The sequence below is a fragment of the Ralstonia sp. SA306 genome (assembly GCF_054792405.1).
The window spans coordinates 1723931-1743073 of the sequence record NZ_CP096451.1 but is presented as its reverse complement, the minus strand read 5'-3'; the positions used below and the strand labels follow the sequence as shown (position 1 = coordinate 1743073).

The 19143-nt window shown below is 63.4% G+C and carries 14 protein-coding genes; 7 read left to right on the top strand and 7 right to left on the bottom strand.

Annotation, left to right across the window (positions count from 1 at the left end; all coding sequences use genetic code 11):
* Window positions 1-18: 18 nt before the first annotated feature.
* From M1D44_RS08365 to truB, 6 genes are all read left to right on the top strand, one after another.
* Window positions 19-1803, top strand: coding sequence for a pseudouridine synthase (locus tag M1D44_RS08365; RefSeq protein WP_024975917.1), 1785 nt, complete (start codon window positions 19-21; stop codon window positions 1801-1803).
* A gap of 206 nt (window positions 1804-2009) precedes the next feature.
* Window positions 2010-2498: a ribosome maturation factor RimP gene (gene rimP, locus M1D44_RS08360; protein WP_024975916.1), complete on the top strand. Its 489-nt coding sequence runs from the start codon at window positions 2010-2012 to the stop codon at window positions 2496-2498.
* Window positions 2495-3970: a transcription termination factor NusA gene (gene nusA / locus M1D44_RS08355; RefSeq protein ID WP_024975915.1), complete on the top strand. Its 1476-nt coding sequence runs from the start codon at window positions 2495-2497 to the stop codon at window positions 3968-3970. The genes rimP and nusA overlap by 4 nt, the downstream gene beginning before the upstream one ends.
* Before the next feature lie 62 nt (window positions 3971-4032).
* Entirely contained in the window at window positions 4033-6927 is a 2895-nt protein-coding gene (gene infB, locus M1D44_RS08350; protein ID WP_316853755.1) for a translation initiation factor IF-2, read from the top strand.
* Window positions 6928-7055: 128 nt separating this feature from the next.
* Window positions 7056-7427 carry a 30S ribosome-binding factor RbfA gene (rbfA, locus tag M1D44_RS08345; RefSeq protein ID WP_004626422.1) on the top strand — a complete coding sequence of 124 codons (372 nt, stop codon included), beginning with the start codon at window positions 7056-7058 and terminating at the stop codon, window positions 7425-7427.
* Window position 7428: 1 nt separating this feature from the next.
* Window positions 7429-8385, top strand: coding sequence for a tRNA pseudouridine(55) synthase TruB (truB, locus tag M1D44_RS08340; protein WP_316853754.1), 957 nt, complete (start codon window positions 7429-7431; stop codon window positions 8383-8385).
* A gap of 67 nt (window positions 8386-8452) precedes the next feature.
* Here the strand turns inward: truB and M1D44_RS08335 are convergent, their stop codons facing one another.
* The 4 genes from M1D44_RS08335 to M1D44_RS08320 form a co-directional block, all read right to left on the bottom strand.
* Window positions 8453-10009 carry a DHA2 family efflux MFS transporter permease subunit gene (locus tag M1D44_RS08335; RefSeq protein ID WP_024975912.1) on the bottom strand — a complete coding sequence of 519 codons (1557 nt, stop codon included), beginning with the start codon at window positions 10007-10009 and terminating at the stop codon, window positions 8453-8455.
* Window positions 10010-10012: 3 nt separating this feature from the next.
* Window positions 10013-11287 carry an HlyD family secretion protein gene (locus tag M1D44_RS08330; protein WP_024975911.1) on the bottom strand — a complete coding sequence of 425 codons (1275 nt, stop codon included), beginning with the start codon at window positions 11285-11287 and terminating at the stop codon, window positions 10013-10015.
* Between the two features lie 61 nt (window positions 11288-11348).
* Window positions 11349-12878, bottom strand: coding sequence for an AdeC/AdeK/OprM family multidrug efflux complex outer membrane factor (locus M1D44_RS08325; RefSeq protein ID WP_316853753.1), 1530 nt, complete (start codon window positions 12876-12878; stop codon window positions 11349-11351).
* A 75-nt stretch (window positions 12879-12953) separates the two neighbouring features.
* On the bottom strand, window positions 12954-13472 hold the full coding sequence (locus tag M1D44_RS08320; protein WP_175537105.1) for a MarR family winged helix-turn-helix transcriptional regulator: 519 nt from the start codon (window positions 13470-13472) through the stop codon (window positions 12954-12956).
* Between the two features lie 250 nt (window positions 13473-13722).
* Here M1D44_RS08320 and typA point away from each other — a divergent pair, with 250 nt between their 5' ends.
* Window positions 13723-15543 carry a translational GTPase TypA gene (gene typA / locus M1D44_RS08315; RefSeq protein ID WP_024975908.1) on the top strand — a complete coding sequence of 607 codons (1821 nt, stop codon included), beginning with the start codon at window positions 13723-13725 and terminating at the stop codon, window positions 15541-15543.
* A gap of 74 nt (window positions 15544-15617) precedes the next feature.
* On the opposite strand, the gene metC is transcribed toward typA, so the two are convergent.
* The 3 genes from metC to M1D44_RS08300 all read right to left on the bottom strand — a co-directional run bounded on the left by metC (window position 15618) and on the right by M1D44_RS08300 (window position 19119).
* Window positions 15618-16817, bottom strand: a complete 1200-nt coding sequence (metC, locus tag M1D44_RS08310) for a cystathionine beta-lyase (protein ID WP_316853751.1) — start codon at window positions 16815-16817, stop codon at window positions 15618-15620.
* A 26-nt stretch (window positions 16818-16843) separates the two neighbouring features.
* Window positions 16844-18433: a rhodanese-like domain-containing protein gene (locus M1D44_RS08305; RefSeq protein ID WP_112185095.1), complete on the bottom strand. Its 1590-nt coding sequence runs from the start codon at window positions 18431-18433 to the stop codon at window positions 16844-16846.
* Window positions 18434-18525: 92 nt separating this feature from the next.
* Complete coding sequence (locus M1D44_RS08300; RefSeq protein ID WP_024975905.1) at window positions 18526-19119, bottom strand: cysteine dioxygenase family protein; 594 nt, start codon at window positions 19117-19119, stop codon at window positions 18526-18528.
* Window positions 19120-19143 lie beyond the last annotated feature (24 nt).

Sequence of the window (19143 nt, the reverse complement as noted above, 5' to 3'; positions counted from 1 at the left end):
GACTCCATGGATACACGTATGCCGGCCGACGCCGACGCTCAGCCGCCGCGACAAGACGGCGGTGATGGGACTGAGGCCGCGCCTCGTCGCAAGGGATTGCGCCGAGGCTTGCGCAACCTTGTGGCTTCGCGCCGCCAGCAGCAGGACGGCCGCCCTGAGGGGGAAGCTGCTGAGGCGGGTAGTGCGGACGCCGGCCAGCCTGCGCAACCGCGCAAGAGCCGCGCGCCACGGGCACGCAAGCCGAAAGAAGCGGCTGGTGAGCCGGCGACCGTTGCCGCAGAAGGTGCTGCTCCGGCAGAACAGGCGCCAGCAGAAAGCCAGGGGGAGCGACGTGGTCCGCGCGGCCGTTTCGGCAAGAACCGTCGCCGTCAAGGCGAAGGCCAACCGGCGGAACGCGCCGAGCGCAGCGAACGTACGGAAGGCGCTGGCGGCAAGAATGCCGGCGGTCGTGGCAAGCAGCCGAACCACAATGGCAAACCGCAGGGCAAGGCTGGCGGCCAGACCCAGAATCGAGGGGGCAAGGGGCTGAAGAGCGGCAAGGGCTCCGAAGACGTCTTCCAATACGTGATTTCCGGCGCGTACGATTCGGAGGTTGACGCTGGAGGTGCATCGCAGCCCCCCAAGGTGCGCGAACTGACCTCCGACGACGACGCTCCCAAGCTGCACAAAATCTTGGCTGATGCCGGGCTTGGCTCGCGCCGCGACATGGAAGACCTGATCCTGCAAGGTCGCGTCTCCGTGAACGGCCTGCCGGCCCACATCGGCCAACGCATTCTCGCGACCGATCAGGTGCGCGTGAATGGCAAGCTGATCCAACGCAAGCTGCCGAACAAGCCGCCGCGCGTGCTGCTGTATCACAAGCCGGCCGGTGAAATCGTGAGCCAGTCCGATCCGGAAGGCCGGCCGACCGTGTTCGACGCGTTGCCACGCATGAAGACGGGCAAGTGGGTTGCAGTCGGCCGCCTCGACTTCAATACCGAGGGCCTGCTGATTTTCACGACCTCCGGCGATATCGCCAACCGGTTCATGCACCCGCGCTATGGCGTTGAGCGTGAATACGCGGTGCGTACGCTGGGTGAGCTGGCCGAAACTGACCGTCAGAAGCTCTTGCACGGCATCCCGCTTCAGGACGGCGAAGCCAACTTCCTGCGCTGCGTCGATGGCGGCGGCGAAGGTGTCAACCACTGGTACCACGTCGCCCTGACCGAGGGGCGTAACCGCGAAGTGCGGCGCATGTTCGAGGCGGTCAACCTGACCGTGTCGCGCCTGATCCGTACGCGCTATGGCAGCTTCGTATTGCCACGCGGGCTTAAGCGCGGGCGCTGGCAGGAAGTGTCGGCCGACGATGTGCGTACGCTGATGGGTACGCTGGGCATGAAGGTGCCGACGGCCAGTTCTGGCGGTGGGCAAGACCGCCAGGGCAATCGTCGCCGTGGGCCCGCGCCGGTGTTGATGGGGCCGATGTCGTCCGGTTTTGCGGGGGAAGCCAACTTCCAGTCGCGCGGTATGGGCGTTGAGAACGGTAATCGCGCGCAACCCGCGCAGCGCCGTCCGTCGAGCCCGCGTCAGCCCGATCCGATGCAAACGTCCATGGGCTACATCAATGTGGGTGGTCCCACCACGCTGACAGCGCGCACCCGTATGGGTGAGCGCCCGAATGGCCGCGGCGGCGCGGCCGGCGGCGGTGGTATGCGTGATGGCAATCGCGCGCCCGGCAGCAAGCGCCCCGGAAAGAGTGGTGGTGGTGTCCCGAGTGGCAATAAGGCGCCGCGCGGTGGTAGCAAACGCGGCGGTAAGCGTTAAAAATGCGGGCGTTGTGTGCGGCGTTCGTCGCAACGCCCCATTTTGTGGCGGCTTCTAGGCAATTTTTGCGTTTTGCCTCGAAACGTATTACAATGAGAGTCTAATCAAAAGTCATCCTGCAGAAGATGGGCGAATGATATGGGCGTTGCGCCCATTTTTTTTTGCTTCCGCAGGTTGGTCATACCGGGAAATTCTTCAGGAAAAACGTGCATTTGACTGATCTGATTGAGAAAACCCTCACCGCCATGGGTTACGAGCTGGTGGAAGTGGAGCGCGCGCCCGCCGGGCTGCTGCGCGTGTATATCGATCAGGCAGAGAACGGCATCGTCATTGAAGATTGCGAAAAAGTGAGCCATCAGCTCACGCGCGTGTTCGAAGTTGAAAACGTCAACTACGAACGGTTGGAAGTGTCGTCGCCCGGGCTGGACCGCCCGCTGCGCACGCTGGCCGACTTCACGCGCTTCGCCGGCCTTGAGGTCAAGGTGACGTTGCGCCTGCCGGTGGGCGGGCAAAAGAATTTCACGGGAATCATTCAGGCTCCGACGGGCGAGCCAGGCCAGGAACGAATCGGCCTTGAGTTTGAGGGCAAGGAAGGCCCCGCGCTGCTGGAATTCACGCTGTCGGAACTCGACCGCGCCCGGCTGGTGCCTGTGCTGGACTTCAAAGGAAATCGAAACAAAGGGAACAAGCAATGAGCCGCGAAGTTCTGTTGCTCGTCGATGCGCTTGCGCGCGAAAAAAACGTCGACAAGGATGTGGTGTTCGGGGCGTTGGAGGCCGCATTGGCTTCCGCGACCAAGAAGCGCTTTGAAGAAGACGTGGATGTGCGCGTGGCGATCGACCGTGAGTCGGGCGAACACGAAACCTTCCGTCGCTGGCTCGTCGTTCCCGACGATGCAGGCCTGCAGGAACCGGACAAGCAGATTTTGCTGTTCGAAGCCAAGGAGCAAAATCCTGACCTCGATGTCGACGACTTCGTCGAAGAGCAGATCGAGTCGGTCGAGTTCGGCCGCATTGGCGCGCAGGCGGCCAAGCAGGTGATCCTGCAACGCATTCGCGATGCCGAGCGGGAGCAGATCCTGAACGATTACCTGGATCGTGGCGAGAAGGTCATGACCGGCACGATCAAGCGCGCCGACAAGAAGGGCCTGATCGTTGAAACCGGCCGCGTCGAGGCGCTGCTGGCCCGCGACCAGATGATCCCGAAGGAAAATTTGCGCACGGGCGACCGCGTCCGCGCGTACATCTTGAATGTCGACCGCACCGCACGCGGCCCGCAGATCGAGCTTTCGCGCACCTGCCCAGAGTTCCTGATCAAGCTCTTCGAAAACGAAGTGCCGGAAATGGAACAGGGCCTGTTGGAGATCAAGGCCGCCGCGCGCGATCCTGGCGTGCGTGCGAAAATCGCGGTCGTTGCGCACGACAAGCGTATTGACCCGATTGGCACCTGCGTTGGCGTGCGCGGCACCCGCGTGACGGCTGTGCGTAACGAAGTTGGCGGCGAGGCTGTGGACATCGTGCTGTGGTCGGAAGACCCGGCGCAGTTTGTGATCGGTGCGCTGGCGCCGGCGCAAGTGCAGTCCATCGTCGTGGACGAGGAAAAGCACAGCATGGACGTGGTGGTCGACGAGGAAAACCTCGCCGTGGCCATCGGCCGTAGCGGCCAGAATGTTCGCTTGGCGTCGGAGTTGACCGGCTGGCAGATCAACATCATGACGCCGGCAGAGTCTGCGCAGAAGCAGGCAGAAGAAAGCTCAGTCGTTCGCCAGTTGTTCATGGCGAAGCTGGACGTGGACGAAGAGGTTGCAGACATCCTGATCGAAGAGGGCTTCAGCTCGCTCGAGGAAGTGGCTTACGTGCCGCTGCAGGAAATGATGGAAATCGAAGCGTTCGACGAAGACACCGTCAACGAGCTGCGCAACCGCGCTCGGGACGTGCTGTTGACGATGGAGCTGGCGAAGGAAGAAAAGGTCGAGAAGGTATCGCAAGACCTGCGCGACCTCGAGGGGCTGACCCCGGAGCTGATCGGCAAGCTGGCCGAGGGGAACATCCAGACGCGTGACGACTTGGCCGAGCTGGCCGTGGACGAATTGGTCGAGATGACCGGCGTCGACGAAGAACAAGCCAAGGCGCTGATCATGAAGGCGCGTGAACACTGGTTTTCGTGAGTCGCATAAGCGTTGATCGTTTATCGCAATTCTCACTGAAACCAAGCATCGAAAGGGTTTGAATGGCAAGCACAACAGTTGCCCAACTCGCTGGCGAATTGAACCGTAGCGCATCAGCGCTCCTGGAACAATTGCAAGCCGCGGGCGTGCAAAAGGCGACGCCGGAAGACGTCATCACCGAATCGGACAAGACCCGACTGCTCGACTATCTCAAGCGAGCACACGGCAGCGCCGAGGATGGCGCGCGCAAGAAGATCACGATCACCAAACGCGAAACCAGCGAAATCCGCCAAGCGGATGCCACCGGCAAGACGCGTACCGTGCAAGTGGAAGTTAAGAAGAAGCGCGTGCTGGTCAAGCGTGATGAGCCGAACGCGGCACAGGCTGAATCGGAGGCCGCAGAAGCTGCACCGGTGGTCGATGCCGAGGAAGTTGCGCGTCGCGAGGAAGAACAGCGCCGCCAGGCCGAATTGCTAGCCCGGCAGGAAGCCGAGCTGAAGGCGCGCCAGGAAGCGATGGAGCGCGAGGAGGCTGAGCGTCGCGCCCGCCAGGAAGCAGCGGAAGCCGAGCAGAAACGCCAGGCTGAACTTGCTGCCAAGAAGGCGGAAGAAGAAGCCGTTGCAGCCCGCGCTGCCGCTGAAGCGTCGGACGAAGCCCCGCGCCGCAAGGCCGAGGAAGACGCCGCACGTCTGGCAACCGAGCGCGAAGCCGCGCAGAAGGCTGCTGACGAAGCGCGCGTTGCTGCCGACAAGATCAAGGCCGAGGAAGACGCCGCTCGCAAGCGTCGCGAAGCTGCTGAAGCCGAAGCCCGCGCCATCCGCGAGATGATGAGCGCCCCGGCTCGTGTGCTGAAGACGCCCGCCGAGCGTAAGGCTGAAGAGGTCAAAAAGGCCGAGCAGTTGGGCACGCTGCACAAGCCGGTCAAGCCGGCTGGCGAAGCACGCCCGGCTGCGGCTACCAAGAAGCCGGCTGCTCCGGCACCTGCCGCTGCTGCACCGAGTTCGCCTACGGGTGACAAGAAGGGCGGTCGTGGCAAGTCGGGTTGGCAAGACGACAACCGTGGTGGCAAGCGTGGTGGCCTGAAGACGCGCGGCGACACCGGCGGCGGTGCCGACGGTTGGCGCTCCGGCTCCAAGGGCGGCCGTAACCGCCATGGCGACGACAACCGCAATGCCTTCCAGGCACCGACCGAGCCGGTCGTGCGTGAGGTGCATGTGCCGGAAACCATCTCTGTGGCCGATCTGGCGCACAAGATGTCAGTCAAGGCCGCCGAAGTCATCAAGCAGATGATGAAGCTTGGCCAGATGGTCACGATCAACCAAGTGCTGGACCAGGAGACCGCGATGATCGTGGTCGAAGAAATGGGCCACCAGGCGGTCGCGGCCAAGCTGGATGATCCGGAAGCGCTGCTGATTGGCGGCGTGGAAGAACCGACGAATGCCGAGGCAGAAACCCGTCCGCCGGTCGTGACCGTCATGGGTCACGTTGACCACGGCAAGACCTCGCTGCTGGACTACATCCGTCGTGCCAAGGTTGCGGCAGGCGAAGCCGGCGGCATCACGCAGCACATCGGCGCATATCACGTCGAAACCGATCGCGGCGTCATCACCTTCCTGGACACTCCGGGTCACGAGGCCTTCACGGCTATGCGTGCACGTGGTGCCAAGGCAACCGACATCGTGATTCTGGTGGTGGCTGCCGACGACGGCGTCATGCCGCAGACGAAGGAAGCCATCGCCCATGCGAAGGCGGCCAAGGTGCCCATCGTGGTGGCGATCACCAAGGTCGACAAGCCCGAAGCCAACCCCGACCGCGTCAAGCAGGAGCTGGTGGCTGAGAGCGTGATTCCGGAAGAGTACGGTGGCGATGTGCCGTTCGTGCCGGTGTCCGCCAAGACTGGCGAAGGTATCGACAGCCTGCTCGAAAACGTGCTGCTGCAGGCCGAAGTGCTGGAACTGAAGGCGCCGGTCAATGCGCCGGCCAAGGGCCTGGTGGTGGAAGCGCAGTTGGACAAGGGCAAGGGTCCGATCGCTACGGTGCTCGTGCAGAGCGGTACGCTCAAGCGCGGCGACGTGGTGCTCGCGGGCACGGCCTATGGTCGCGTGCGCGCCATGCTGGACGAAAACGGCAAGCCGGCCAAGGAAGCTGGCCCGTCGATCCCGGTGGAAATCCAGGGTCTGTCGGAAGTGCCGGGCGCCGGCGAAGAAGTGCTGGTGCTGCCGGACGAGCGCAAGGCACGCGAAATCGCGCTGTTCCGCCAAGGCAAGTTCCGTGACGTGAAGCTGGCGCGCCAACAGGCTGCCAAGCTGGAAAACATGCTGGAACAGATGAGCGAAGGCGATGTGAAGTCGCTGCCGCTGATCATCAAGGCAGACGTTCAGGGTTCGCAGGAAGCATTGGTGCACTCGCTGCAGAAACTGTCGACCGACGAAGTGCGCGTACAAGTTGTGCACGCCGCCGTGGGTGGCATCACCGAGTCGGACGTCAACCTGGCAACCGCGTCGAAGGCCGTCATCATCGGCTTCAATACGCGGGCCGATGCGGGCGCACGTAAGCTGGCCGAGCATCAGGGCATCGACATCCGCTACTACAACATCATCTATGACGCTGTGGATGAGGTGAAGGCGGCGATGTCGGGCATGCTCTCGCCGGAAAAGCGCGAAGAGACGACGGGCCTTGTCGAGGTACGCCAAGTCTTCCACGTGCCGAAGGTTGGCGCCGTCGCCGGCTGTATGGTGCTGGACGGTTTCGTCAAGCGCAATTCGCTGGTGCGGGTGCTGCGTGCGAACGTGGTTATCTTCTCGGGCGAACTCGATTCACTCAAGCGCTTCAAGGACGATGTGAAGGAAGTGAAGCAAGGCTTCGAGTGCGGCCTGTCGATCAAGAACTTCAACGACGTTCAAGAAGGCGATCAACTCGAGGTCTACGAGATCACCGAGGTGGCGCGTACGCTGTAATACGTTAGCCGGACGCTTCGGTGTCCGGCTCGACTTTGCGACGGTGGCCCGGGCGCGTCCCGCGCCACCGTTTTGTCTTTTTGGGCCGCGCCGGCGTGTGCTGGTGGCGCCCATGTGAGGAACACACTATGCCGAAGAAATCGGGATCGGCCGCTGGCCGCAACGTGCGCATCGCCGATCAGATCCAGCGTGATCTGGCCGAATTGATCCAGCGCGAAATCAAGAACCCGGCGATGGGCCTGGTGACGCTGCAATCCGTGACGCTCACGCCTGACTACGCGCACGCCAAAATCTACTTTACGGTGCTAGGTGCTGAGCCGGAAGTTGCCGGCGCCATTCTGAACGAGAAGGCGGGCTACCTGCATTCACTGTTGTTCAAGCGCCTGCACATCCACACGGTGCCGACACTGCATTTCCACTTTGATGGTTCGGTCGAGCGCGGTATCGAGATGTCGCGTCTGATCGATGAGGCCAACGCCACGCGTGCCAAAGACGATTGAAATGGCCGAGCAACATGTGCCCGCGCCACAAAAGCCACCGCGCCGCGATGTGCATGGCGTGCTGCTGCTGGACAAGCCGATCGGCTGGTCGAGCAACGATGCGCTGATTCGCGCTAAGCGCCTGCTGTGGGCAAAGAAGGCGGGGCATACCGGCACGCTCGATCCGCTGGCTACGGGCTTGCTGCCGCTGTGCTTTGGTGAGGCGACCAAGTTTTCGCAGGATTTGCTCGATGCAGACAAGACGTACGAAACCGTCGTGCGTCTTGGTATCAAGACGAGTACCGCAGACGCGGAAGGCGAGGTGTTGAACGAGCGCCCGGTATCGGTCACGCCCGAGCAACTGCAGGCAGCCATCGCGCGCTTTGTCGGCGAGATCGACCAGGTGCCGCCGATGCACTCTGCGCTGAAGAAGGACGGCAAGCCCTTGTACGAGTACGCGCGTGCGGGTCAGACCGTGGAACGCGCTGCGCGGCGGGTAACGATTCACGCGATCGATGTGCTGGCGACGGATCTAGAGTCGACGGAGCCGACGATCACGTTGCGCGTGTCATGCAGCAAGGGAACGTACATCCGCACGTTGGGTGAAGACATTGGCGAGGCGCTGGGCTGCGGCGGGCATCTGGTTGCGCTGCGTCGCACGCAGGTCGGCAACCTGACACTGAACGGCGCCGTGACGCTCGAATCGCTGGATGCAGCCCCTGAAGATGCCCGCGCCGCATTGCTGGCGCCAGTCGATGCGCTGTTGCAGACGCTGCCGCGTGTGGAGTTGGATGCGGAAGAGAGCCGCCGCTTCCTGCATGGTCAGCGCTTGCCGTTGCGATTGGCGTTGCCGAACGCAGATCAGGTACGCGTGTACGGCGTGCGTGAGACGATAGAGGCGGGCGCCGCGGCGTCGCTGCTCGGAGTGGCTGCTTGGCAAGATGGTGTGCTGCGACCGGGGCGGCTCGTGCATCTTTAAGCCGATCGACCGGCAAACAAAAAAGCCACGCAGCTACGCGTGGCTTTTTTGTTTGCTCGATGTTGGATCAGTGCGCGCCAGCTGCCGCTTCAGCACCGGCCGCCGACTTCGCCGGCTTGGTCAGCCAGATGAAGACGATCAGCACGATAAACAGCACCGCAGAAATCCAGAAGATATCGTTGGCGCCCAGCATTGCGGCTTGCTGCGAGATCACGCGTTCGATCACGCCATTGGCCTGCAGGTTGGGCATGCCCAGTTGCGTGTACTGGTTGATCGACGACGCATAGGCCGGGTTGTAAGGATTCACGTGCTCGACAAGCTGCGCGTGGTGGAGGGCAGAGCGGTTGTCCCACACCGTGGTCGAGATCGATGCACCGATGCCGCCGAACATGATCCGCACGAAGTTCGACAGACCCGAGGCCGCCGGAATCCGCTCGGGCCGCAGGCCCGACAGGATGATCGATGTGAGCGGGATGAAGAACATCGCCATGGCAGCGCCCTGGATCAGCGTGGGAATCATCAGCGTCCACGTGTCCACTTGCACGGTAAAGCGCGAGCGCATCCAGAACACCAGCGCGAAGGTAACGAACGCCGTGGTCGCCACCCAGCGTGCATCCATCTTCGGCAGGTTCTTGCCGATCACGGGCGACAGGATGATGGCGAAGATACCCACCGGCGCCATGATCAGGCCCGCATCCGTGGCGGTGTAGCCCACGATGGTCTGCAGCCATAGCGGCAGGATCACCAGGTTGCCGAAGAACAGTCCGTACGCCACCGAGATGGCAACGACCCCCGCGCTGAAGTTGCGGCCCTTGAACAGCGTCAGGTCCACCACGGGGTGATCTTCGGTCAGCTCCCACACCAGGAAGAACGCGAAGCCCACGATGGCAACGACCGTCAGCACCACAACCTCGGTCGAATTGAACCAGTCGAGTTCTTTGCCGCGATCGAGCATCAACTGAAGCGAGCCCACCCACAGGATCAATAGCGCCAGGCCGATCTTGTCGATCGGCAGCAAGCGTGTCGGCGATTCACGGTCCCTGTAGATGACCCACGTTGCGTACGCAGCCAGGATGCCCACCGGGATGTTGATGTAGAAGATCCACGGCCAGCTCATATTGTCTGAGATCCAGCCGCCGAAGATCGGCCCCATGATCGGCGCGACCAGCGTGGTCATGCCCCATAGCGCCAATGCCATCGAGCTTTTGGCGGGCGGATATGTCGACAGCAGCAGCGATTGCGACAGTGGAATCATCGGGCCTGCCACAGCGCCCTGGATGATCCGGGCGGCGATCAGCATGCCCATATTGGGCGCCAGTCCGCACGCCCACGACGACAGTACGAACAGCAGAATGGACGTGACGAACAGGCGCACCTGCCCGAAACGCTGCGTCAGCCACCCCGTGAGCGGCACCGAGATGGCGTTGGCAACCGCAAACGAGGTGATGACCCACGTGCCCTGGTTCGGGGCCACGCCCAGGTCGCCCGAAATTGCCGGGATCGACACGTTGGCGATGGACGAATCCAGCACGTTCATGAAGGTGGCCAGCGACAGCGCGACCGTACCGATCGCCAGTTTGGCGCCAGTCAGTGGCTGCAGCGGCTTGGGCGCGGCGGTTGCCATGCGTCAGACCTTGGGTGCGGGTTGCGAAGCGCGCGGACTCGTTGCAGCCGGCACGTTGGTGGCGGCCGGTGCATTAGCGCCGCCGCGGCCGGCGTTGGCGGTGATGATGCTGGCAATGACCTGGTCGGCGTCTTTTCCGGCCTGGTCGTACACCGTCGTTTGCAGCGGCGAAGCCGTCGGCGCGGTGGCCAGGCTTTGACCACCTTCGTCATGGATGTCGACCTTGGCTTCCATCGACAGGCCCACGCGCAGCGGATGGTCCTTCAGTTCCTTCGGGTCGAGCGACACGCGCACCGGCAGGCGTTGCACCACCTTGATCCAGTTGCCAGTAGCGTTCTGTGCCGGCAGCAGCGAGAACGCCGAGCCCGTACCCGCCGAGAAACCCACCACCTTGCCGTGGTACGTCACGCTGCTGCCATACACGTCGGCCACCAGTTCAACCGGCTGACCCACGCGCATGTGGCGCACCTGGACTTCCTTGAAATTGGCGTCCACCCAGAGCTGGTCCAGAGGCACGATGGCCATCAGCGGCGTGCCCGGCGCGACGCGCTGGCCGACCTGCACCGAACGCTTGGCCACGTAGCCCGTGACCGATGCCGGCAGGCTGGTACGCGCATAGGCGAGGTAAGCCTCGCGGACCTTGGCGGCAGCCTGCAACACGTTCGGGTGACGGTCCAGCGTGGTCTGTTCGGTCAGCACGCGGTTGCCCTGCAGTTGTTCCTTGGCGGCTTCCAGTGCGGATTGGGCAGCCTGCACAGCGGTTTGTGCGTGCGAGATTTCTTCTTGCGACACGGCGCCCGTACCGGCGATCTGCTTGCGGCGGGCCAAGTCGTCCTTCGCCTTGGCGAGATCGCTCTCGCGCATGGCCAGCGTGGCGGTGAATGCGCTGGTGTTCGAGTACAGCGTACGCACCTGGCGCACCGTCTGCGCGAGCGCGGCTTCAGCCTGCTCCAGCGCGACGCGCGCATCGGCACGATCCAGCTCAATCACGGGCTGGCCGGAGGTGACGAGTTGCGTGTCATCGGCGCGAATGGCGACCACGGTGCCTGCCACCTGCGGCGTCACCTGGACCACGTTGCCTTGCACGTAGGCATCGTCGGTCGACTCGAACCAGCGGCCGTACAGGCCCCAGTAGACGCCGTAGCCGACGCCGGCAACCACCAGTGCGGCGGCCAGCGTGGTCAGCATGCGCTTGCGGTTTCCATTGGTATTGCCGTTGCCGGTGGGCGTTGCCGCGGGGGCTGCGGACGGAGCGGCTTGGGGCTTGTTGTCACTCATGATGTTGGCTCGAAAGAATGCGTTGGAACGGTCGGTTCAGTTCAATTCAATTCAGTACAGGTCAGCCATGCGATGCGGTAGCCTCGGGCTTGATGCCGGGGAGGTCTTCTGCCGTATAGCCGCCGCCGAGGGCCTTGATGAGGGCCATCTGCGCATCGAGTCGGCGTGCCTGCAGATCGGTCGCGAGCTTGCGTTGCTGCAACACGGTCGTCTCCGCGTTCAGCACGACCAGTTGTGTACCAAGGCCGGCGCTGTAGCGGGTGCGGGCGAGGCTGTAGGCGCGCTCAGCTTCGCTCAAGGCGGTGCGCTGGATGGCGATCTGCGAGTCGATGCTGTGCAGCGTGGTGATCTGGTCCGCGGTGTCGTGCAGGGCTTCGGTTAGCGTCTGGTTGTAGCTCGCGACAGCGGCGTCATAGTTGGCGTACTTGCCGCGCAGGTTGGCGCGCAGCTTGCCGCCCTGGAAGATCGGGAGCTTGAGCGCCGGACCGATGCCGAGCTGACGCGATGCGCCAAGCAGCAGGTTTTCCGGCGCAATCGAAGCCAGCCCCAGGAATGCGGTCAGGCTGATATCCGGCAGGAACTCCGCCTTGGCGACGTCGATATCCTTCGACGCGGCTTCCACGCGCCAGCGTGCGGCCACGAGATCCGGGCGACGACCGATCAGGTCGATGGTCAGGTTGTTAGGCAGCTTGGGCGTGGCTTGCGCGAGCAGCGTCGGGCGCGTGATCGTGAGGCCGCGGTCCGGGCCCTTGCCCAGCAGCGCGGCCAGTTGGTTGCGTGCCAGCGTGATCTGCTCGTCGACCTGTTCAAATTCCGTCTGCGCGGCGGCCACGTTGGCGCGAGCCTGCGTGGTTTCAACTTGCGTATCGAGCCCCGCACGCAAGCGTTGGCCTGCGAGGTTGGTCAAATCCTTGCGCTGCATGATTGCACGTTCGGCCACGTCGCGCTGCGCGTAGAGCGCGGCCAGCTTTGCGTAGGTGCGTGCCACCGTGGTCGACAGCACCAGTCGCGAAGCCTGGCTTTCCGCTTCCATCGATTTGTCGTCGGACAGCGCAGCTTCCAGCGCGGAGCGATTCTTGCCCCAGAAATCCAGGTCGTAGCTCACGCCAAGCTGGATCTTCGATTCCGTGAACCACCGGCCAGCGAGCGGCGTGCCTTCAAACATGTCGTATTCCGACAGGCGCTGGCGTGTCATGTCGGCATCGAGCCCGACGCTCGGATACAGATTGCCGCGCACCACATCGGCCATCGCACGCGAAGCGCGCACGCGAGCAAAGGCGACTTGCAGGTTCGGGTTGTCCTTGATGGCCTCGTCCACCAGTGCGCGCAGTTGCGGATCGTTGAACTGATCGACCCAGTTCTGCGACGGCCACTGGCCGCCCTGCGAGGGCAACGATTGCGCGCTCGCCAACTGGCCCGGCGTTGTCAGCGTCTGCGTGCTGCGCGAATTGCCGAGGTTTGCGCAACCGGCCAGCACAGCCAGCGTCACGGCGGAAAGCGCCACGCCCAGGCGCGCCGGCCATTGCGCGCGCGGACTGCCGGCGCGGCTTAGGGGCGAAAATGCCTGAGGGGCGGAGTTCGAGGCGTTCATGTTGTTTGATGGGTCAAGCGATCAAGAGGGGCGGAAAGCGTTCGGTGCTGCGGGTGCAATTCAGGCAGAGCAGCGTCAGTGACCGGCGGGGCGTACGCGATGCCCCTCCGTTGCGGCACCGTTGTCGAGAATGCGCTTGAGGAGCTCGCGCAGCGTATCGACGTCGCCCGGCGTGAAGCCGGCAAAGAAGCGATTCAGCACGTGCGTATAGATGGCTGGCATGCGGTCGGCCAAGTCACGGCCGGCTTGGGTCACCTCCAGATGCACGACGCGGCGGTCGGACTCGCTGCGCACGCGCTCGATCAGGCCACGCTTTTCCATGCGGCTGAGCATGCGCGTGAGCGAACCGATGTCGGTGTTCAATTCGCGGCCGAGGTCGGTGGCGGTTTGGCATCGGCCGTTGGCGAGAAGCACCAGGCAACTGGCCTGGGAATGCGTCACATCCATCGCGGCAACTTCCTGCTCGATGGCCATGGACAGCGCCGTCTTGGCGCGCCCCACGAGGTAGCCCACGCTTTCGCACATGCGGTAGTCCTCCACCCGGAAGAGGGTTCCGGCAGCAACTTCGGTGGCGGGTCTTGTCTGTTCGGACATCTTATGTATGCACAATCATTGTCCGGACAAATATACGAATTGGCGCAGCAAACAGCAAGGTACTGAATGTGTGATTCCAGTTTAGGAAATAATGAGTGATTCAGTAATCACTCAGACCTCGCTCCCTTATCGATTCTTCACTGAGTGTCATGTCTTGCGCATCGCAGCATGCTAGAATGTCAGGTTATTCCGCGAGCTGAATTTGGGTGCTGTCCCGGGCTCGTGTCACGTCTTTTCGAGTTCACATCCCATGCGCGCGCTTCGCAACATCGCCATCATTGCCCACGTTGACCACGGCAAAACCACACTGGTCGACCAGCTCCTTCGCCAATCCGGCACGTTTCGCGAGAACGAGCAGATCGCCGAGCGCGTGATGGATTCGAACGACATCGAAAAAGAACGCGGCATTACCATCCTCGCGAAGAACTGCGCGGTCGAATACAACGGTACCCACATCAACATCGTCGATACCCCGGGCCACGCGGACTTCGGCGGCGAGGTCGAGCGCGTGCTGTCGATGGTCGACGGCGTGCTGCTGCTGGTGGATGCCGTGGAAGGCCCGATGCCGCAAACGCGCTTTGTGACGCGCAAGGCGCTGGCCCTGGGCCTGAAGCCGATCGTCGTGATCAACAAGGTGGACCGCCCGGGTGCGCGTCCGGAGTGGGTGATCAACCAGACCTTCGACCTGTTCGACAAGCTGGGCGCCAACGACGACCAGCTCGACTTCCCGGTGGTGTACGCCTCGGGCTTGAACGGTTACGCCGGCCTGACCGACGACGTGCGCGAAGGCGACATGAAGCCGCTGTTCGAGACCATTCTCGACAAGGTGCCGCAGCGTAACGACGACCCGAACGGTCCGTTCCAACTGCAGATCATCTCGCTGGACTACTCAAGCTACGTCGGCAAGATCGGCGTGGGCCGCATTACGCGTGGCCGCGTGCGTCCGCTGCAGGACGTGGTGGTCAAGTTCGGTCCGGAAGGCAACCCGATCAAGGGCCGTATCAACCAAGTGCTGAAGTTCCGCGGTCTGGAGCGTGAGCTGGTGCAGGAAGCCGAAGCCGGCGACATTGTGCTGATCAACGGTATTGAAGAACTGGGCATCGGTTGCACCGTGTGTGCGCCGGACGCCCAGGAAGCGCTGCCGATGCTGAAGGTGGACGAGCCGACGCTGACGATGAACTTCTGCGTCAACACCTCGCCGCTGGCTGGCCGCGAAGGCAAGTTCGTGACGAGCCGCCAACTGCGCGATCGTCTGGACCGCGAGCTGAAGTCCAACGTGGCCCTGCGCGTGAAGGACACCGGCGACGACACGATCTTCGAAGTGTCGGGCCGTGGTGAACTGCACTTGACGATTCTGGTGGAAAACATGCGCCGTGAAGGCTACGAGCTGGCCGTGTCGCGCCCGCGCGTGGTGTTCAAGGAAATCGACGGCGTGAAATGCGAGCCGTTTGAGCGCCTGACCGTGGACGTGGAAGACGGCCACCAGGGCGGTGTCATGGAAGAGCTGGGCCGCCGCAAGGGCGAACTGCTCGACATGGCGTCGGACGGCAAGGGCCGTACGCGTCTGGAATACCGCATTCCGGCCCGCGGTCTGATTGGCTTCCAGGGTGAATTCCTGACGCTGACCCGCGGCACCGGCCTCATCAGCCACATCTTCGACGATTATTCGCCGGTCAAGGAAGGCGACCTGGGCGAGCGCCACAACGGCGTGCTGATCTCGCAGGACGACGGCGCTGCCGTGGCCTACGCGCTGTGGAAGCTGCAGGATCGCGGCCGTATGTTCGTGTCGCCTGGTGATGCTCTTTACGAGGGCATGATCATCGGCATCCACAGCCGCGATAACGACCTGGTCGTCAACCCGATCAAGGGCAAGCAGCTGACCAACGTGCGTGCGTCGGGTACCGATGAAGCTGTGCGCCTGGTGCCGCCGATTCAGATGTCGCTCGAATACGCGGTCGAGTTCATCGCCGACGACGAGCTGGTGGAAGTCACGCCGAAGAGCATCCGCCTGCGCAAGCGTCACCTGAAGGAACACGAGCGCAAGCGCGCATCGCGTGAAGAAGCGGTCTGATCGCCAGTCGATCTGCCAAGAAGACGCCCCGAGATTTCGGGGCGTTTTTTTTTCGTCCGGCCATGCCGGTGGCGTTACGTCTGGATGCGCGCGAAGGCTTGTGCCAGATCGCCGATCAGGTCTTGCGGGTCTTCCAGTCCGATATGCAGGCGCACGATCGGGCCCGCTCTGGACCAATCCGTGCAGGTGCGCGTGCCCGCCACATTGCTGACCGTCGCAAGACTCTCGAAGCCGCCCCATGAAGCACCGATGCCAAACAGCGTGAGTGCATCGACGAAGCGCCCAGCGGTTTGCGCATCTGCTTGGGCGAATTCGAACGAGACGAGTCCGTTGGTGCCGCTGCAGTCGCGTTGCCACAATGCGTGGCCGGGGTCTTCGGGAAGCGCGGGACAAAAGACACGTGCCACTTCCGGGCGCGCCACAAGCCAATGCGCAATCTCCAGCGCGTTACGTTCATGCATGGCGAGGCGCGCGGCCAGCGTGCGCGTGCCGCGCAGCACGAGATAGGCATCGTCGGGGCTGACAGCCACGCCTTGGGCGTCGCACATCGTGGCGAGCGTTTGCCAGCACGCCTGTGTGGTGGTCACCGTGCCCATCATCACGTCGGAGTGGCCGCTCAGGTACTTGGTTGCCGCCATGACCGATACGTCGGCGCCCAGTGTGAGTGGGCGGTATTGCAGGCCCGAACCCCACGTGTTGTCGGCGATGACCAGCGCCCCATGGCGATGCGCAATCTCAGCCAGCGCGGGCAGATCGCACATCTCATAGACGAGCGAGCCCGGGCATTCCACGTAGACGAGCTTGGTCGTCGTTTTGAGCTGCTGTGCGACATCGTTGCCGTCGGCGCAGAAATACGTCACCTCCACGCCCCAGGGGCGCAGGAACCTATCGACGAAATGACGCAGCGGCTGGTAGACGCAATCGGCAATCAATACGTGATCCCCTGGGCGGGCGAAGGCCAGGAAAACCATCGAGATGGCGGCCAGGCCAGTCGGGAAGAGCCGCGTGCGATAGCCGCCTTCGAGTTGCGCGACAACGTCTTCCAGCGCAAAGCCCGTCGGGTTGCCGCGCGCGCCGTAGGTGAACATGCGTTCGGTGCCGCGACGGCGGCGCGCGTCGTTCATCTCGTCCATCGAATCGAACAGCACGGTGGAGGCGCGCACGACGGGCGGGTTGACGGCTCGGCCGCCTTCAAAGGCGGGTGATGTGCCGCCCTTGATGAGGCGAGTCGCGACTCGGGTTGCCAATCGTGGCTCGGTTTTCTGCGATGACATGGTGCGTGGGTCTCGAAGGTTGAGCGTCATGACTGCGCGGCACCGGCGCCCACGCGGAAGGCGCCAAGCTCCTGCGCGTCGAGCTGGGCGAGCAGGCCGGTTTCCCAGGCCAGGTATTGCCTTGCCGCAGCCTTGTTGCCGTCATGCCGATCATGCACGAAGAAGAGATAGTCGATGCAATCGGCGTCGGGCGGGACGTTCTCGGAACCTTCGGTGACGTAGCCAGCGGCAGTCCACGCGGCGACGCTTCCGGCGAGGAGTTTGAGACGCGACGCGGTCTGGGGTGCGTTTGCGATCCAATCTGCTGCGGCGAGTTGTGCGATGCGCGGGTCGTCAGCGATCAGCACGGTATCGCGGTCAGCGGCCAGGGCCGGCAAGCGCGGACGAATAGCCCATGTGGCGCCAGGCACGTGGGCGCGGCGGAAGGCCATGCTGGAGCGCAAGTCGATCACTTGTGCGGTACTGGCCGCAAGCAGGGTGGAGAGCGCTTGCGCACTGATTTCCGGTAACGGTTGCGGCAACGCGGTGGGGGCCACCTGCAGGCTTGCGTTGCTGTTCAATCCCTCGCGCAGCACATAGGCATCGTGGCCGAGTTGCCGCAGCCAGCTCGCAACGATTGGCGCACGCACGCCGTCGGCATCGAAGAGCACGAGGCGGGCATGGCGTACGCCGACGTACTGATCGGTTGCCTGAATCAACTGTCCGCCCGGCGCATGCTGCGCTCCCGGCAGGCTGCCGCTGGCGAATTCCTCGGGCGTGCGGACATCGCACAGGAAGACGCTGTGCTCACCGTGTGCAGCCCAACGTGCGACTGTTGCTGCATCCACCTCGGGCACTGCAAAGCGAGCGGCGAGTTGCTGACTGGCCTCGCGCATGTCCTTGACAGTAGCGGGCGTAACGACGTCGGGGTAACGGCGCGTGCTGCCGTGCTCCAGCGGAAGGTCTTCCAGGCACCAGCCTTGCGTTCCGTTCTCCAGCGCCATCACCGGGTTGGGGATGCCCAGGTTGATCAGCGTCTGCGCGCCGATGATGCTGCGTGTGCGCCCCGCGCAGTTGACGACGATCGGCGTGGTCGCGTCCGGGACAAGCTCGCGGATGCGCAGCCCCAGCTCGCCGTTCGGGCAGCAGATCGACGACGGGATCGTCATCTTCAGATATTCGCTGACGGGTCGGCCGTCGACGATGACGACGTCGTCGCCGCGTTCGCGCATGGCCGCAAGCTCGCGTGCGGTGACGCGTGGCGTGTGGTACGCCATCTCGACGAGTTCACCGAAGGTTTTGGACGGCACGTTGACGCCGGCAAACAGCGTGAAGCCTGCGTGGGTCCAGCCCTGCGCGCCGCCTTGCAGCACGTGCACATTGGTGTAGCCGATGGCGGTCAGTCGTTCAGCCGCGCGCTCGGCAACGCCATCGTTGTCGTCATAAACGACCATGCGCACCGCGCGGCGAGGCGCGAGCCGCGGGACATCGATCTCAAGACGGCTGTACGGCAGCGGGATGGCGTAGAAGAGGTGGGCTTCGCCGTACTGGCCGTGCTCGCGCACGTCGAACAGCGCGATCTCGGCGCCGTCATGCAGCCACGCTTTCAGGGTCTGGGCGGTAACGAACGATGTCATATCGATGCGAAACGAATCAAAAGGGTGAGCGACGCCCCTCCGCGCACGCAGCGCGGATTGCAGGCAACGCGATTCGGGTTGAAGCTGGCCGGTTAGCGGCGGGTCTTCACGCCAATGCCCATGGTCTGGTAGCGACCAGTGGCAAGGTCGAACGTGATGCGCTCGGTCAGCGTTTCGAGCGCGCGTCCGTACATGTGCAGATGGCGGATGGGAGCCTCGCCCTTGATCTCAACGGCGTGGATGTCTTCGGCTGCCAGCGCGATGCCGGTACCGGGTTCGACGACGACGGTGTCGGTCATTTCCAGCGTGCCGACGCCGGGCGTGGTGCGGTCATCGGTGCGGCGGTAGACATAGTTGTATTCCGTGCCATCCACGGCGGCGATGCAGGCCCACGTGGTGTGGTTGTGCGGCGTGATCTTCTTGCCCGGGCGCATGACGTTCAGGTACAGCGCGTAGGTCTGGTCGGCATCTTCGTGAATCAGGTAGCGGGCTTGCAGCTCGCCGTCGCTGGGAGGCGGGAAGTCGGTTTCCTGCCAGAACTCCGTGCGCGCGGCGAGACCTTTGACCTGTTCGAGTACGTCCGCCAGTGCGGGACGCGTTTCACCTTCGGGTGCGAGTGCGGCCTTCATGGCGGCAATCGCGTCATTGACTGCCGCTTGGCGTTGCAGAGGAAGAGATGTGGACATGGATGGGATTCTCCTGAGGTATTG

What these genes read in the sequence shown, in the direction of transcription:
- M1D44_RS08365 (WP_024975917.1), top strand. Translation starts at nt 19, where the DNA reads ATGCCGGCCGACGCCGACGCTCAGCCGCCGCGACAAGACGGCGGTGAT.
- nusA (WP_024975915.1), top strand. Translation starts at nt 2,495, where the DNA reads ATGAGCCGCGAAGTTCTGTTGCTCGTCGATGCGCTTGCGCGCGAAAAA.
- infB (WP_316853755.1), top strand. Translation starts at nt 4,033, where the DNA reads ATGGCAAGCACAACAGTTGCCCAACTCGCTGGCGAATTGAACCGTAGC.
- rbfA (WP_004626422.1), top strand. Translation starts at nt 7,056, where the DNA reads ATGCCGAAGAAATCGGGATCGGCCGCTGGCCGCAACGTGCGCATCGCC.
- truB (WP_316853754.1), top strand. Translation starts at nt 7,429, where the DNA reads ATGGCCGAGCAACATGTGCCCGCGCCACAAAAGCCACCGCGCCGCGAT.
- M1D44_RS08335 (WP_024975912.1), bottom strand. Translation starts at nt 10,009, where the DNA reads ATGGCAACCGCCGCGCCCAAGCCGCTGCAGCCACTGACTGGCGCCAAA.
- M1D44_RS08330 (WP_024975911.1), bottom strand. Translation starts at nt 11,287, where the DNA reads ATGAGTGACAACAAGCCCCAAGCCGCTCCGTCCGCAGCCCCCGCGGCA.
- M1D44_RS08325 (WP_316853753.1), bottom strand. Translation starts at nt 12,878, where the DNA reads ATGAACGCCTCGAACTCCGCCCCTCAGGCATTTTCGCCCCTAAGCCGC.
- M1D44_RS08320 (WP_175537105.1), bottom strand. Translation starts at nt 13,472, where the DNA reads ATGTCCGAACAGACAAGACCCGCCACCGAAGTTGCTGCCGGAACCCTC.
- typA (WP_024975908.1), top strand. Translation starts at nt 13,723, where the DNA reads ATGCGCGCGCTTCGCAACATCGCCATCATTGCCCACGTTGACCACGGC.
- metC (WP_316853751.1), bottom strand. Translation starts at nt 16,817, where the DNA reads ATGTCATCGCAGAAAACCGAGCCACGATTGGCAACCCGAGTCGCGACT.
- M1D44_RS08305 (WP_112185095.1), bottom strand. Translation starts at nt 18,433, where the DNA reads ATGACATCGTTCGTTACCGCCCAGACCCTGAAAGCGTGGCTGCATGAC.
- M1D44_RS08300 (WP_024975905.1), bottom strand. Translation starts at nt 19,119, where the DNA reads ATGTCCACATCTCTTCCTCTGCAACGCCAAGCGGCAGTCAATGACGCG.